This window comes from Clostridium sp. TW13, from assembly GCF_024345225.1.
Lineage (GTDB): Bacteria > Bacillota > Clostridia > Clostridiales > Clostridiaceae > Inconstantimicrobium > Inconstantimicrobium mannanitabidum.
Window position 1 is genome coordinate 2,786,777 of sequence record NZ_BROD01000001.1, and the last position, 16,144, is coordinate 2,802,920.

13 protein-coding genes are annotated in these 16,144 nt (G+C 31.0%); 5 read left to right on the top strand and 8 right to left on the bottom strand.

Going from position 1 to position 16,144, the window contains the following annotated elements; genetic code table 11:
• Positions 1-9: 9 nt before the first annotated feature.
• Positions 10-822: an amino acid ABC transporter substrate-binding protein gene (locus tag OCU47_RS13305; protein WP_261829089.1), complete on the bottom strand. Its 813-nt coding sequence runs from the start codon at positions 820-822 to the stop codon at positions 10-12.
• A 439-nt stretch (positions 823-1,261) separates the two neighbouring features.
• On the opposite strand from OCU47_RS13305, the gene OCU47_RS13310 reads away from it, so the two are divergent.
• The 3 genes from OCU47_RS13310 (at position 1,262) to OCU47_RS13320 (ending at position 3,873) form a co-directional block, all read left to right on the top strand.
• Positions 1,262-1,723, top strand: coding sequence for an 8-oxo-dGTP diphosphatase (locus tag OCU47_RS13310; protein WP_261829090.1), 462 nt, complete (start codon positions 1,262-1,264; stop codon positions 1,721-1,723).
• A 293-nt stretch (positions 1,724-2,016) separates the two neighbouring features.
• Complete coding sequence (locus OCU47_RS13315; protein WP_261829091.1) at positions 2,017-2,499, top strand: MarR family transcriptional regulator; 483 nt, start codon at positions 2,017-2,019, stop codon at positions 2,497-2,499.
• Between the two features lie 144 nt (positions 2,500-2,643).
• A complete protein-coding gene (locus tag OCU47_RS13320; protein WP_261829092.1) occupies positions 2,644-3,873 on the top strand; it encodes an MFS transporter in 1,230 nt (409 codons plus the stop codon).
• 456 nt (positions 3,874-4,329) lie between these two features.
• Here OCU47_RS13320 and OCU47_RS13325 read toward each other — a convergent pair whose 3' ends face one another.
• Positions 4,330-4,833: a hypothetical protein gene (locus OCU47_RS13325; RefSeq protein ID WP_261829093.1), complete on the bottom strand. Its 504-nt coding sequence runs from the start codon at positions 4,831-4,833 to the stop codon at positions 4,330-4,332.
• A gap of 538 nt (positions 4,834-5,371) precedes the next feature.
• Between OCU47_RS13325 and OCU47_RS13330 the strand changes: the two genes are divergently transcribed.
• Entirely contained in the window at positions 5,372-5,539 is a 168-nt protein-coding gene (locus tag OCU47_RS13330) for a DUF3787 domain-containing protein (RefSeq protein WP_261829094.1), read from the top strand.
• Positions 5,540-5,665: 126 nt separating this feature from the next.
• Here OCU47_RS13330 and nifJ read toward each other — a convergent pair whose 3' ends face one another.
• From nifJ to OCU47_RS13360, 6 genes are all read right to left on the bottom strand, one after another.
• A complete protein-coding gene (gene nifJ, locus OCU47_RS13335; RefSeq protein WP_261829095.1) occupies positions 5,666-9,184 on the bottom strand; it encodes a pyruvate:ferredoxin (flavodoxin) oxidoreductase in 3,519 nt (1,172 codons plus the stop codon).
• 153 nt (positions 9,185-9,337) lie between these two features.
• The gene (locus OCU47_RS13340) at positions 9,338-10,108 is read right to left on the bottom strand and encodes a LysM peptidoglycan-binding domain-containing protein (protein ID WP_261829096.1); all 771 of its coding nucleotides are present in this window, start codon (positions 10,106-10,108) and stop codon (positions 9,338-9,340) included.
• Between the two features lie 491 nt (positions 10,109-10,599).
• Complete coding sequence (locus OCU47_RS13345) at positions 10,600-12,240, bottom strand: glycosyltransferase family 39 protein (RefSeq protein ID WP_261829097.1); 1,641 nt, start codon at positions 12,238-12,240, stop codon at positions 10,600-10,602.
• Positions 12,241-12,545: 305 nt separating this feature from the next.
• Positions 12,546-13,088: a GNAT family N-acetyltransferase gene (locus OCU47_RS13350; RefSeq protein ID WP_261829098.1), complete on the bottom strand. Its 543-nt coding sequence runs from the start codon at positions 13,086-13,088 to the stop codon at positions 12,546-12,548.
• A 131-nt stretch (positions 13,089-13,219) separates the two neighbouring features.
• Complete coding sequence (locus OCU47_RS13355) at positions 13,220-13,930, bottom strand: DUF434 domain-containing protein (RefSeq protein ID WP_261829099.1); 711 nt, start codon at positions 13,928-13,930, stop codon at positions 13,220-13,222.
• A 252-nt stretch (positions 13,931-14,182) separates the two neighbouring features.
• Positions 14,183-14,959, bottom strand: coding sequence for an SDR family NAD(P)-dependent oxidoreductase (locus OCU47_RS13360; protein ID WP_261829100.1), 777 nt, complete (start codon positions 14,957-14,959; stop codon positions 14,183-14,185).
• 145 nt (positions 14,960-15,104) lie between these two features.
• Between OCU47_RS13360 and OCU47_RS13365 the strand changes: the two genes are divergently transcribed.
• Positions 15,105-16,136, top strand: a complete 1,032-nt coding sequence (locus OCU47_RS13365; RefSeq protein ID WP_261829101.1) for an AraC family transcriptional regulator — start codon at positions 15,105-15,107, stop codon at positions 16,134-16,136.
• Positions 16,137-16,144: the final 8 nt, after the last annotated feature.

Genomic DNA, 16,144 nt, shown 5'->3' on the forward strand with positions numbered 1-16,144 from the left:
CCTCCTCTTCTACTTAACTACAATATCTTGACCAAACCACTTCTTAGATATTTCTCCAGCAGTTCCATCTTTAATTACTTCTTTTAATGCTTTATTAAAATCATTTAATAATTGCGTATTTCCTTTTTTAATACCAACTGCATAGCTTTCATTACCAAAATCCTCTTTAAGAACTTTATATTTGCTCTCTCCTCTTCCTTTAATATAATATCTTGCTAAAATTTCATCAGCTACAACTGCATCAATTCTTTTACTTTCCAGATCCATTAATGCATCATTATTAGTTTCATATGTTATTACTTTTCCATCATTAAATTTGCTTAATGTTTCTTTATCTGCATTTATAGCATCTACTGAACTTGATTGATTTTGAGCACCAACCTTTGCTCCTGCTAAATCTTTTTTACTATTAATCTTAGAATCTGCTAAAGTTATTATTACTTGTCTATTGTTTAAATAGACATCTGAAAAATCAACCTTTGTTTTTCTTTCAGCTGTAACTGAGTATCCATTCCAAATCAAATCTATGTTGCCATTATTCAATTCTGATTCCTTCATACTCCAATCTATTGATTGAAATTTAATTTTCTTTCCAAGTTTCTTTTCAACTGCTTTAGCTAGGTCAATATCAAACCCAACCAATTCGCCATTATTATCTTTAAAACCCATAGGTACAAAAGTGTCATCTAACCCCATTACTAATTCCGTTTTTCCATCACCTTTGCTATTTTTAGCTCCATTGCTACAAGCAACTAGACCTGATGTTAGTGTAAGAATGGTTGCTGCAATCAAAATTTTATTTATTAGTTTACTTTTTTTCATTGGTTATTCCCCCTACAATTTTTTATTATTTTGTATTCATTGGCGCTTGTGGCCTACTCATCTTTTTATTATTTTGTGCGTTTTTTTTATACTTATCCACACAAAAATAAGAGTTAATAAGAATAATTTATTATAACATTTTAGCACTTTAAAGTAAACAAGTTTTACAGTGTTAAAATAATAGTGCTAAAATTTATTTTAAGAGACTCACTTTTAATAAGATGAATAATAATTTAATCCATTTTACATAAATCAATAAAAACATATATTAATTGTAATGTTGTGCTAAACTAAATATAAAAACAAAATTAATTTTAAGAATATTTTATGGAGTGAATAACATGATATATGAGATAAAAAAATGGATAAATGGCTGGTTTTCTGGGAAATTAGCAACTTAAAATTTAATGTAATTAACTTATTTTTAAGGGGTGGGTATATGGAAAATGTAGAGTTAACTAATATGACCATGATAATTGACAAAGAGAATAATAAAGTCCTTGTGCAAAATAGAATTAAGGGCGGGTGGACTGGAATAGCTTTTCCTGGAGGTCATATAGAAAAAGGTGAGTCTATAGTAGATTCAGCCATTAGAGAAATTAAGGAAGAGACTGGACTAACAATACGTGACTTACAGGCCTGTGGACTTAAAGATTGGTGTATACCGGGTGAGAATAAAAGATATTTAGTTTTTCTATTCAAAACATATTCATATGAAGGAAATTTAATAGAACATGGTGCAGAAGGATATGTTTTTTGGCACAATATTAATGAACTTCATTTGTTAAAACTTGCCCATGGTTTTGATAATATGGTTAAGGTAATGCTAGATAATAGTCTTAATGAATATTTCATTGCAGAGAATCAACAAAAATCTGGCTGGAATCATATTCTAAAATAGATTAATTTGATTTTCTTCTAGAATAAAAATATTTCCTAAACGTACCCCCCCCACGACAACACATTTATTTATTGTCATGGATTTCATTTGTGGAGGCGAAGCACGATATGTGAAATCCACTATAATATTAAGTGTCTTATTTAATTACCATTTGCTTAGTGAATACTTAGACACTTTTTGCTCTCTTTTCTCAAGTATAGCAAATTCTTAAAATAATTAATTTAATATTGTTGAAATAGAAACAAAAGTTCAATATAATATTTTTAATGCACCAACGATTAGGAGGATATGCCATGAACAAAGAAGAACAGGTTATGATCAGCTTTAGGGAGTTATTTAATAAAATGGCTTGGCTTAATAAGTCTAAGATGGAAGATAGTTTTAAGGGGTATAAATCCTCTGAAGTACATTACATTGAATGCATTGGAAAAAATGTAGATTCTAATGTGACAAAGCTCGCAGAGTCGCTTTACATGACTAGGGGTGCTATAAGCAAAATGACCAAGAAGCTCATAAAAAAAGGTCTCATTGAAAACTATCAAAAGCCAGATAATAAGAAAGAAATTTATTTTAGACTTACTGAAGAAGGACAAAGAATTTATAAAGTCCATGAAAAGCTACATAAAGAGTTTCAAGAGCGGGATAAAGTTGTATTTGATCAGGTAACAGAGAAACAACTTGACAGTATGCTTAGCTTCGTGGAAAATTATAGTAAGCATTTGGATGCAGAAATAGAAAAACATGGTATAGATATTAAGTCGGATGAATTTGACTAATGAAATAAAATTACAGGCAGCTAAATTCTATTGGAATAAGCTGCATTTTTATTATCACCTTTTTGTTGACTAGTAAACAAAGTGATGATATGATTATTTTGTTGACTAGTAAACAAAGCAATCACTTTTTATAGGAGAATTCAAATGCCTAAACTTAAATCAAACAATAAACATAATATAGAACAAACAGTAAATAAAAATGCTTTAATATTCGGTCTTATTTCCGTATTTCTTTGCGGAATAGGCTTCACAATCATAGCACCTGTTATACCATTTTTAGTGCAGCCGTATATAAGGACTCCTGAAGAACAAGCTATAGTTGTCACACTGCTAACTTCCATCTATGCAGTCTGCGTGTTTTTTGCTGCTCCTGGACTTGGAGCTTTAAGTGACAAATATGGTCGTCGACCAGTACTCTTAGTATGCCTTTTAGGTTCTGTAATAGGGTACCTAATTTTTGGTATAGGAGGAGCTCTGTGGGTGCTATTTATTGGCCGTATAATAGATGGTATAACAGGCGGAACAATAGGCACTATCTTTGCATATTTTTCAGACATAATACCTCAAGAACATAGAACCAAATATTTTGGATGGATGAGTGCAATTGTAGGTGTAGGCACCATCATTGGCCCAACTCTAGGTGGATTACTTGCCAAGTTTGGTTATTCTGTACCTTTGTATTTTGGAGCAATAGTAACTTTATTGAATGTTGTTTATGGATTCTTTTTTATGCCTGAGAGCCTTGATAAGCGTAATAGAATGAAAGATTTTACCTTTGAAAGATTGAACCCATTTATACAGCTTGCAAACATATTCTCCATGAAAAACTTACAAAGGCTGCTTATCTCAGCATTCTTAATTTGGATACCTAATGGGTCTTTACAGGCAATTTTTTCACAATTTACAATGGATACGTTCAGTTGGAAGCCTGCACTGATTGGACTTATGTTTTCAATTATGGGTTTTCAAGATATTATTTCACAAGGGTTCATAATGCCAAAACTTTTAATAAAGCTTAGTGATAAACAGATAGCAATTCTTGGAATGGTTTCGGAGATTATAGGCTACAGTTTTATTGCCTTATCTACTTTATTCTCATTCTATACTCTTTTTATCACTGGAATGTTTATATTCGGTTTTGGTGACTCAATCTTTGGACCTTCATTTAACGGGATGCTCTCAAAATCTGTCGATTCTAATGAGCAAGGAAGGATTCAAGGAGGAAGCCAATCTATTCAAGCTTTAGCAAAAATCATTGGGCCTATCGTTGGAGGCCAAATCTATGTATATCTTGGTCATGCCGCACCAGCTTTTATGGGCATAATCCTTGTAGCAACAGCAATACCAGTTTTATATAAAAGGGCATGTATGTAAATATGTAAACTACCCACTTATTATAGAAAGTTCAAATTCATTTTTCCTTTTTAAAAAAACTAATAGCTAAAAAACAATAAAGTCACCTGATTTATTCAAGTGACTTTATTTACGAAATAGAGATTTTAACTCCTTTTACAACATTAACTATTATCGATACCATAACTTTTGATTCAGAAGCATATTTTTTCCCCTTTTTATAAGAGAGTAATCCTATTATTAAAGGGATTACTCCCATAAAAAGAAAAGGTGAACTAATCAAAACTGCTATAATATCAGTCACTCCTCAACTCTAAATTTATATATATTATACTTATACAAATAGTCTAATCTACGATAATAAAAAACCCTCGACAATACATTTGTGTATTGTCGAGGGTTTCATGGTGGAGGCGAAGCATACCTAATGCCTATTCCTTTATTGTATTACTTTAACATTTTAAAAAAATATTTTAATTAAACCCAAATCTGTTCTTTTACTGTTTCCATAACAAACTCATCTTTAAAAAACACAGGATATCTTCTACCATAGTTTCCCCATACCAAAGTTGGATATTTAGTAAAATAAAACGTGCTAAATAGTACTTCTTTTGATGTAAGCTTTAACAATATTTCAAGAAGCTCATCATTAAGGTGAACAAAAATGTCGTCTTTACTTAACTGAAGTGACTCTACAATTACAATTTCTCTTTCATTTAAAGCTTCCTTGACTTTATTTTTTTCATCTTCATCTAAACGCCCATAATAGAAATCTGCATAGGAATTTTCAATACCATTTGCAGCAACAAGTTGTTTAACAGCATTATTCACATACTCCTCGCTACCTTCAATTATTAAATTTGGATATTTACTGAACCCTCGCTGTATGTTTTCTATGTATATAATTCCTTTATCTTTTAACTCTTCCAAAGTTATTTTTAAATCTGAATTATTTATATAATATTTATTCTCTAAATTCATTTAATCTCTCCTCTTTTAATTTGTATTTTTATATTAATAAATTATTATAGCTATATTATACATAATATATTTTAGAAGGCATCTTGAAAAATATATAATTACGTATACTAGTCTATTTTCAGATATCTAATTCAAATTAGTAGTGGAACTAATTAAAGTTACTAAATACCTATAGAACTGTTCCAATAAAATGTTGGTGGACAAGCGTAAAACTTTCGACATTTTTCTACTTATTTCTACCAACATTTAGATGGAATAGTTCTATACAGTCTTTGAAAATATATATTAACACCCATTAACAAACCACAAAATTATTAATAACTCTAAATTCATTTTATATATAGTCTGGAAAAATAAAATTGCATCTATGTAACCATTATTGCAGTCAAACACTAAATATTAGAAGCAAATAATTAGTTGTAATATATCCCAACAGTCCTATGGAAAATAAATCAATCATAAATTATCCACTAATTATTTAATAGTAATGGGGCACAATAAAATCAGATAAATATATTTTAAAAAAGGAGTGACCTTTATGGAAGATAAAAATAAAAAAGAACACTTCATGGGAATACCTATAGAAAAACATGATACAGCTGCTTGGGCAAATATAGAAGATACAAAGCCTGTTTCCAATGTGTCTGTACCTGCTAAAAGTGAAACAAGAAATGCTAAAGATTGGGTAGACGCTAATCAAAAATAGCAAGAAATCTGAAAAGATTTCTTGCTATTTTTTTATTGTAATACTATTTTTTTATTACAATATTATTCATCTTACGTAAAACCTTAATAATACTAGCTTTTTGATTAACTATTTTTTATTATAGTGTTATTTATCTGCTAGATATTTGTATTTATCATATCTTTCACGAGCATTCTTCTCAGCTGCATCAGCCATTTTTTCTGCTATATCTGGGAACATAGTCATTAATGAAGAGTATCTTATCTCTCCTTGAATGAATTCTTTAAATGGTTTTGTTGGCTCTTTTGAATCTAATGTAAATGGATTGCTTCCCTCTTCACTTAACATTGGATTGTATCTATATAGATGCCAATATCCTGATTCAACAGCTTTCTTTTCTTCTGCTATGCTTGTGCCCATACCTGATTTTATACCATGGCTAATACAAGGTGCATAAGCAATTATTAATGATGGTCCTTTATATGCTTCTGCTTCTGCAATTGCTTTAATAGCATGATTCATATTAGCACCTAAAGCTATTTGAGCAACATATACATATCCATAGCTCATAGCCATCATTCCAAGGTCCTTCTTCTTTGTCTTCTTACCTGCAGCAGCAAATTTAGCTACAGCTCCAGTTGGAGTAGATTTAGATGATTGGCCACCAGTGTTGGAGTAGATTTCTGTATCCATTACAAATATATTTACATCTTCTCCTGAGGATAATACTTGATCTACACCTCCAAAACCTATATCATATGCCCATCCATCTCCACCTATTATCCATTGAGATTTCTTTACCAAATAATCTTTCCTCTCCATTATTTCCTTGAAGACTTGATTATTTTCACAATCTTGATTTTTCAATGCTTCAACTATTTTAGCTGTAGCTTCTTTTGAGCCTTCTGCATCATCCACTGAAGCTAACCATTGGTTGAATGCATCTTTAAGCTCTGGAGCAATTTCAGTTTGCAATGCTTGTTGCATTAGCTGAACTAACTTTTCTCTAATTTGCTTTACACCTATATACATTCCAAAACCGTACTCGGCATTATCTTCAAAAAGAGAATTTCCCCAAGAAGGACCTTTTCCTTCAGAATTTGTTGAATATGGAATTGATGGTGCACTTCCACCCCAAATAGATGAACAACCAGTAGCATTAGCTATCATCATTCTATCTCCAAATAATTGAGTTAATAGCTTAATATATGGAGTTTCACCACATCCAGGGCAAGCACCATTAAACTCTAATAATGGTCTTACAAATTGACTTCCTTTTAAAGTTTTTGGATCCATCAAGTTATTCTTAGTGCTTATAGTAAGTCCATACTCCCAATTTTCTGCTTGTTCTAAGATTTGCTCTTCAGCACTCTTCATAATTAAAGCTTTACCTGGTGCTGGACAAACATCTGCACAATTACCACAACCAGTACAATCGAGAGGACTTATTTGAATACGATATCCTAATCCCTCAAGTCCTTTTCCTACAGCATCCTTTGTCATAAATGTATCAATTGCTTTTTGTTTCTCTTCCTCATTTAATAAATAAGGTCTTATTACTGCATGAGGACAAATGTATGAACATTGATTACATTGAATACACTTATCAATTTGCCACTCTGGCACCATAACTGCAATACCTCTTTTTTCATAAGAAGTAGTACCAAGTGGGAAGGTTCCATCCTCCATTCCATTGAATGCACTAACTGGAAGATTATCTCCTTCATTTCTAGCCATAACTCTTTGAATATTCTTAACAAAATCAGGTTCTTCCTTCACTGCTGTGTCCTTAGCTTGCGCATTCTTCCATGTATCTGGGATAGTGACTTTATGTACTAATTCAATACCTTGGTCAATTGCTGCTTTATTCATATCTACAATCTTTTGACCCTTTTTACCATAAGACTTTTCAACTGAACTCTTTAGAAGTTCTACTGCTTGATTTACCTCAATAACATTTGCCAATTTAAAGAATGCAGATTGCATAATCATGTTTATTCTGCCACCTAAGCCTATATTTCTAGCAACAGAAACTGCATCTATTGTGTAAAAATTAATATTGTTTTCAGCTAAATACTTTTTCATTGATGCAGGTAAATTTTCTTCTAGTTCTTGGTCTTTCCATGGACAGTTTAAAACAAAAGTACCATTTTTCTTTAATCCCTTTAATACATCGAAATTGTATATAAAGGATTTATTATGGCAAGCTATATAATCTGCATTATTAATTAAATATGGAGATTTAATTCTTTGCTTTCCAAATCTTAAGTGAGAAATAGTGCTTCCACCTGATTTCTTACTATCATATGCAAAATATGCTTGAGCATATAAATCAGTATTATCCCCTATAATTTTAACTGCTGTTTTGTTCGCTCCTACGGTTCCATCTGAACCTAAGCCCCAGAACTTGCAACTAATAGTTCCTTCTGGAGTTGTTTCTATACTCTCTCCTTCTTGTAATGAGGTATTAGTAACATCATCTACTATTCCTATAGTAAATCTATCTTTTGGTTGACCTTGCTTTAAATTATCGAAAACAGCTACAATTTGAGATGGTAATGTATCCTTTGAACCCAAACCATAACGTCCTCCAATAATAACTGGTTTATCAGTAGTATCATAGAAAACCTTACATACATCTAGGTATAAAGGTTCACCTACAGAACCAGGCTCCTTTGTACGATCAAGTACTGCTATCTTCTTTACAGTCTTAGGAAATACTTTCATAAAATAATTTGAGCAGAATGGACGATATAAATGTACCTTTATAACTCCAACCTTCTCACCCTTAGCTGATAAATAGTCTACAGTTTCTTCTATAGTATCGCACACTGACCCCATGGCTACTATGATATTCTCAGCATCAGCAGCTCCATAATAATCAAAAGGATGATAAGCTCTTCCTGTTATTTTTTCTATTTCTCTCATATAGTTCTCTACAATATTAGGAACTTCTTCATAGAACTTATTAGCAGCTTCTCTTCCTTGGAAATAGATATCAGGATTTTGAGCTGTTCCTCTAAGAGTAGGATGTTCTGGATTTAATGCTCTATCTCTAAACTCCTTTATAGCTTTATAATCTACTAATTTTGCTATATCTTCATAATTAATAGTTTCAATCTTTTGATATTCATGAGATGTTCTAAACCCATCAAAAAAGTGTAAAAATGGCACCCTAGACTTGATAGCAGCAAGATGAGCTACATTTGTCAAATCCATTACTTCTTGAACATTTGAAGATGCTAATAATGCTACTCCTGTTTGTCTTGTTGCCATAACATCTTGGTGATCACCAAAAATTGATAAAGCATGTGTTGCTATAGCTCTAGCAGTAACATGAAACACTCCTGGCAACAATTCTCCAGCTATTTTATATAAGTTAGGAATCATTAATAACAGCCCTTGTGAAGCTGTATATGTAGTTGTAAGTGCTCCTGCTGCTAATGACCCATGAACTGCTCCTGCTGCTCCTGCTTCTGACTGCATTTCAACAACTTTTACTGGCTGACCAAAGATATTTTTCTTTCCATGAACAGCCCACTCATCTACCCCCTCTGCCATAGGAGTTGATGGAGTAATTGGATAAATTGCTGCGACCTCTGTATAAGCATAGGATGCTTCAGCAGCAGCTTGATTTCCATCCATTGTTTTCATTTTATTAGACATAAAAGGCCTCCTTAATAAAACATTAATTTTAAATAACGTAGTTATTATTTGCATGTAATTCATTAGAAATACATATAAAATAAAAAATAACCTAGAAATGATAAAAACTTTCTAGATTATTCTTCTTTTCCTCGGTTTGTATTCTATATATGTTTATATAGATGTGGATTTACGAGTAAAACCATCAGAAAATTGATCTACTATCCCTTGTGTCATCACGTCTGCCATTTTTAATGCCTGCCTTTCAAGGTCGTCATACTGATTAACTCCAGCCTCATAATCCTTAGTAAGCATATCAACAGCTTCTTGCTTAACCATTCTTAAATGTTCTTCTAACATTGCTCTCCAATCATCTTCTGACCAGTATGGATTTATACTTGCAAGAAATGCAGCTATTTCATGAGCATTATCGTACCATTTTCTCTCTATATCTTTTGCAGCTTCATTATCTCCTGCCTTAGCTGCCTTAACAAGATCTGCTGCTATGACAAGATGGCTAGTAAGTAAATCAGCAAACTTAGCTGCCTTTTCATCACCATAAAAAGGTCTTACTGCTGCTTCAAAATCCTTTGGATTACGTAGAAGTCTCTTTACAACAAAATCAACATCTGGCAAGCCAAATACTAAACTAACAATTGTCATTCTTGTCCAAGTCCCATGTTGCTCCCAAAGCATTCTCAAATAATTCTTCAATCCTGCTTCTGTCTTACTAACATCTGAACGCATGCCAATATTCATTCGATTATACTCTCTATATTGAGGACAGATATTAATTCTTTGTCCACTACGAAGAAACTCTAGGTCTAGGTTTGGATTTACAAGAGCAATTGTATCTACATCTGTGTTAAATCTTTGTGCTAAACTCACCAAGTTGTCATCTGGTTCTATTGTATAAAGTATTGTATCAATTGGGTATGAATTCACCTTTGTCACCACTATAAATAATATTTGTTACTATACTATGGTTATATATCTTATCATGTTACATTTATATCGAAGCCTGAACATTGACTTTAGAAGCTCAAAGATCATACATCTTATCATATTGTATTACTATTATTTAATATATTTCACTTTAATACAATTTCTATATTATGATACGATACATACTCTACCTGATACTTATTCCTTATTATCTATGCCTTATATATAAATCAGAAAAAAATGATAAAGGTTAGCAACAAATATATTGCTAACCTTTATCCATATAGAACTGTTCCATAATAATGTTGGTGAAAATATTAATGGACAAGTTACAAAAATTCGACATTTTTCTACCAACATTTAAGTGGAACAGTTCTATACACATCTAAACTATATATGTGATTACTTATATGCTTTTAACACTCATAAAACCAATATCTTATAACTTGTGACTTACATTATTTAGAGTAATACACAATCAAACAACCTTCCTAAATAGCTTGATTTTTCTCATCAGTTACTTTTTCACCACTATTATCTTTCTTAGCAACTGCATTATCAAATAGTACCTTTCCTAAGTACCCTACCAAAATTATATTCATTAATGAAGTTAATTGAAGAGCCATAGTAAAAGCCGTGTCCCCTATATTAAAGAATACAGAAGAAATATTTAAATAGTTAGTTATAGTAAAACCTAAAGCTAAGATAAGAAATCTTCTATCCTTTAGATATATAAATGCTAACATTGATAATGCTACCGCAGAGAATAAATATCTTTCATGCATTCCTGATGAAAAAGTAAATACTCCTGCAATTTGGAATAATGCTATAGCTGGCACAAAAGCTCTGTTTTTTCCTTTAGCATATATAACCCATGAGAATAATGATACTGCTACAATAAAAATCATTCCCCAAGTATGGTAGTTAAATATGAATAAAGTTGTTGTATTTTTCACTCCATTAGCTCCAATCAAAGCAAAAAAGTTAAATCCGTTTACAGATGCAAAAGGATACTCTGATATAGTCTTAGAGTAAAGATTCAATATCCATAATGGACTCTGTTGACCAAAAGAAAATGGAAGTATTATTACCACTACTGTAATTAATGCAGAAATTGCTGCATATATAAAGTTCTTTATCTTCCTTTGTCCTACTAATTCATAGAACAATATTGGAAGAAATATAATTCCTTGTGGTTTCATAAGTACGCAGGCTGCAAACATCGCTGATGAAAATACGTATTTCTTTTCTGATAGTAAATATACTGCAACAACAAGTAATAATGTAAAGAAAGAATCAACTTGCCCCCAAAATGTAGAAACAAAAAATATTGCTGGATTGAAAATGTAAAATGTAGCTAACAAAATACTAACCTCTACACTAAAGCGCTTTTTGCTAAGCTTATATATAAAATAAGCAGTAATAACTTCAGCAATTATTGATGGCACCTTAAGTAATAATACAAAGTATGAACTTAATCCATCTATGGTCGCAATCTTTCCTATTAGACCTAAAACATATATATATAATGGTGGATAATCAGCTTGCATAGCACTTGAGTAGAATTGTGTTAAGCTTTTTGCAGCACTTTCTGCCCAATTCTTAAACAGATTTATATCATTATGCCCCCCCATAAGTGTTGAGACTGTAATTCTTAATAAAAATCCTACACTTAGTAATGTAAATATTATAACCTTCTCATTAGATAAATTAATCTTTATTTTCTTTTGCTTATAAAAATAATAAATTACACAACACATTATTAAAAATACTACTGAATATACTGTAAGTGCTGGTAGGTATGTAGTATCTGCATTTCCTCTTTGTACCACGCCACCTTCCATACCATGTTGCATGCCATTGTTTCCATTTTGCATATTATTAGGCTGAAACCCACCATTCTCATTTTGAGCATTCCCTGAGCTGCTATTTGGAGATGGCATATTAGGAGGTTGATTCATTCTACCATTCTTGTTATTAGACATATCATGCATCCTTCCAAATTGACTACTATTTGAAACATTACTACTCTTATAATTCTTAACTGAATATATACATAAAAATAATGATACTATCAAAATAGCAACTATACTTATCTTAAAAGAATATCTTTTTAAATTAGCTTTCTTCACTTTATTTTCCCCTTTCACTACTTACTTTTCAAAACCTCTTATTAGTTTCAACTATATAATAAAGTTCAATTGTCATGGTTTTGTGAAGGGTTTATGTACAATTAATGATTTTTGCTAATTTATTCGTTATATAAAATGACACATCCTCAAATTTCTTTTAAACCACAAAAAAGTACACCACAAATGTTAGTTACCTATAACACTTGTGGTGCACTTCACTTTATTTACTAAAAAAATATATTCTTATGAGAATTTCCTAATCTGATAAGTCTTATTATATTGATAAGTCCTATCCTAAAAATACATTATGCTAATCTCCCCATAAGCACTGTATTATAGTAACTTCCATCCTTATGTAGACGATCCTTTATTAATAATCCCTCTTCTACAAATCCATATCTCTTATATAACTCAATTGCTTTAGCATTCTCCTCTACAACAGTTAGTGAAATCTTTTTAATTCCTGAATTATCTGCCCATTCTAAAATACTTTCCAGCAGTACTTTTCCAATTCCATAACCCCAGTATTCCTTTGCTATGCATATGCCAAACTCAGCTTTATGTCTGAATCTACTTAATGTATTTCCCTCACAACGAGCGAATCCAACTATTTTTTCATTTACTTCTGCTACTAAAAATATATTCTTTTCTGCCACAGAATCCTCATAAATTACTTTTTGAAAATCTTCTGGTGATAAAAATCCTTCACCAGACTCCCTATCCATATATTCTGTTTCACCATCAATTTTAACTCTGAGTTTAGATAATTCAACTGCATCGTTTTTGTTTGGGCAACGAAGTAGCCATCTTAAATTTTTACCTTGTATTATTTTATTTTCTATTATCATTTCTTGCCGTTACCAATAACCTATAAAATGTATTAGTAATAACTAATTTCTTAATTTATAGATTTCTAGCAACACTCCCCTCCCCGTACAACTAATTTTATCTATAAGCCTAACCTTTATTCTATACCATTTTAAATGCTTAAATCTATATATTTTAAATCAGGCAATTTCTCTGAAACAATTTCATAGGCAAGATTAATCCAACTATCACACTTGTTCAAAATAATAGCATCACTAGATATTACATAACCCTTAGTTTCTAAAACAACATCTGCATTGTTAACTAATTCTACGTTTACCTCATAGGAAACACCAGCCAATAATTCTAATATTCTTTGCTTTAACCTACCTGTGTTTGATACAGGCGAATCCAAATAAAAATAAACTTTTCCTACTTTCATCTCTTCTAATTTTTGTCCAATTAAATTAATTGCAATATCTGTTTTATCAATAAGCTTATATGTACCTCTAAGTCCAGCCAAATCTCGTATAGTCCCGTCCATACACTTAATCATTGTTGATTCAGAAAGTGCTATTTCCATGGAAATAATAAGATTTAGTCCATCTATATACACAGTTTCACCTTCAAACCCACTTGTAATTTGCTTACTTTTTCTCTTTTGTATATCTTCTGAAGGGGAAGTAGCTCTTACAATTGCTAGCCTCTGTCTTTCTGATAATAAATAATGATTTCCTGCGAATGTAGATGCATTCTTTATTGGATATCCTCTATCTATAAGCATGAATATATCTGATTGAGCTCGTTTTACTTTTTCTAAGTTCTCACCATTAAATTCTTTTTCATCTGTTGGAACGTAACCACGTTTTACTTCTTTACTCATAGTTCACCTCAATTACTGATTAAAAAATCTTTCTTAATTTATATTAGCACAAAATGAATACACTCAATAAAAATATATTGCCAGTGAACATACAAATACTAAATTAAAAACTCTTTTTAACCTTTACTTATTATACTAATAAACCATCTCAAACAGCGTATTTCCTATAAATATTTATATATATTTCTTCTTTTATATTTATATATTTTTATTCTTTTGTATTTTAATATCTACTCGCTTTTTATGAAATAGTTATTCCTTCATCATATTCATTCCAAGCTTTGTAACAATACTTCTTGGAATAAATCTTACCGATTCAGCAACAAGTTTGTTTGAGAATCCTGTAATAACTACTGATTTACCTTTCATTAAAGCTTTATATCCTATCTCTGCTACTCTGCTTGCATCTAGTAACTTCCCTTTAAATATTTTTATACCTTCAATATTCGCCCTCTTTGCAAAATTAGTCCTTGTAGCCCCAGGACAAAGAGTAGTAACTGTTACTCCTGTGCCCTTTAGCTCTTCACCTATCCCTTCCGAAAGATGTAACACAAATGCTTTTGATGCACAATAAGCTGAATTTAAAGGACACGGCTGAAAGGCCCCTGTAGATGCAATATTAAGTATTTTTCCTTCTCCTCTCTTAATCATTCCATCAACATATAATCTAGTTAGCTTTGTCATTGCAAACATATTTATATACATCAAGTTTATGGTATCTTCTATATCCACATCACAAAAGTTACCATATACTTGTATTCCAGCGTTGTTAACTAAAATATCAATATTTATAGAATTTTGCTTTGTATAATCAAATATTACTTTAGGAGCTGATGGAGTTGCTAAATTTTGAGCAATAGTTACAATTTGCACTTTGCTATTTTCCATGCTGATTATACTTTTAGCTTTTTCAAGATTCTCCTTGTTTTGTGAAACCAAAACTAAATTATAACCTTTCCTTGCAAATATTTTTGAAAATTCCAAACCAATTCCACTGGATGCCCCTGTAATTAATACTGTTTTATTCATATAATTTCATCTCCCTGTTTCTTGTTAATATATTTATATACTATTGGGCTATCAGGAGAAATGATTGTCCACGCAAAATAATTGACATTCAACGCAAATAAAAATAAGATTTATATATCTATATATTTCTAAGGGTGGTCAAAATATGAACTCTATGACATCTATTTCAGCTACAAAAATTTCAGCATTTTTAAATAATATTGATACTTATGGTATATCTACAGATCAAGTTATTTCCTGTGCTAATGTTAAGCCTTTTGTATTATCATCACCAGATAATAGACTATCTGGTGATGAAGCACAAAAAATCATTGAAACTGCTGCAAGATTAACTCAGGATGATGACCTTGGCCTTCATCAAGGTGAACATTTATCTAAAGGATTTTCCAACATCTTAGGATACATCTTAATGAATTGTTCTACATTAGAGGAATGTTGGACAAAATATTGTAAATATGAAAAAATTATTGATAGTACTAGTATATCTAATTTTCATATCATAGATAAAAATGCTGTATTTAGCAATATAACTATTGATAAATCTCTAAAATTCAACAGGCATTTTTCAGATTTTAAAGTTGTTGGAATACTTGCATATATTAGATTACTATCCAACAAAAATATTCAATTGCATGAGGTCCATTTTACTTACCCTAAACCACAAGACACTTCTGAATATGAAAGAATATTTCAAAGCAAGGTGTATTTTCATCAATCAGCTAATGCTTTAATATTTGATAGTGATCTCTTAAATACTTCTGTAATAGAACCTAATAGAAACTTATTACTTATGTTTGAAAACAATGCTCAAGAAACTCTTGAAACATTAAATAATAACAATATTTACACTAATAAAGTAAACGAAATACTCTTGAAAGAAATACAGAGAGGTAGTTGTCCTTCAATTGAGACTGTTGCCCAAAAATTATTTCTGAGTGTGAGAAACCTACAATTATATTTACATGAGGAAAATACATCTTATATTAAGTTACTAAAGAAAGTTAGAAATGAATTAGCTCAAAAGTATCTTAAGGATAGAAATATTTCAATAGATGAAATTACGTATATTCTTGGATTTTCTGAAACCAGTGCTTTTCATAGAGCGTTCAAAAGTTGGACTGGCCTAACCCCTTTGCAGTTTAAAAATGGTAACTTAAACATTAACAAAAAAATATAGAAATGAAG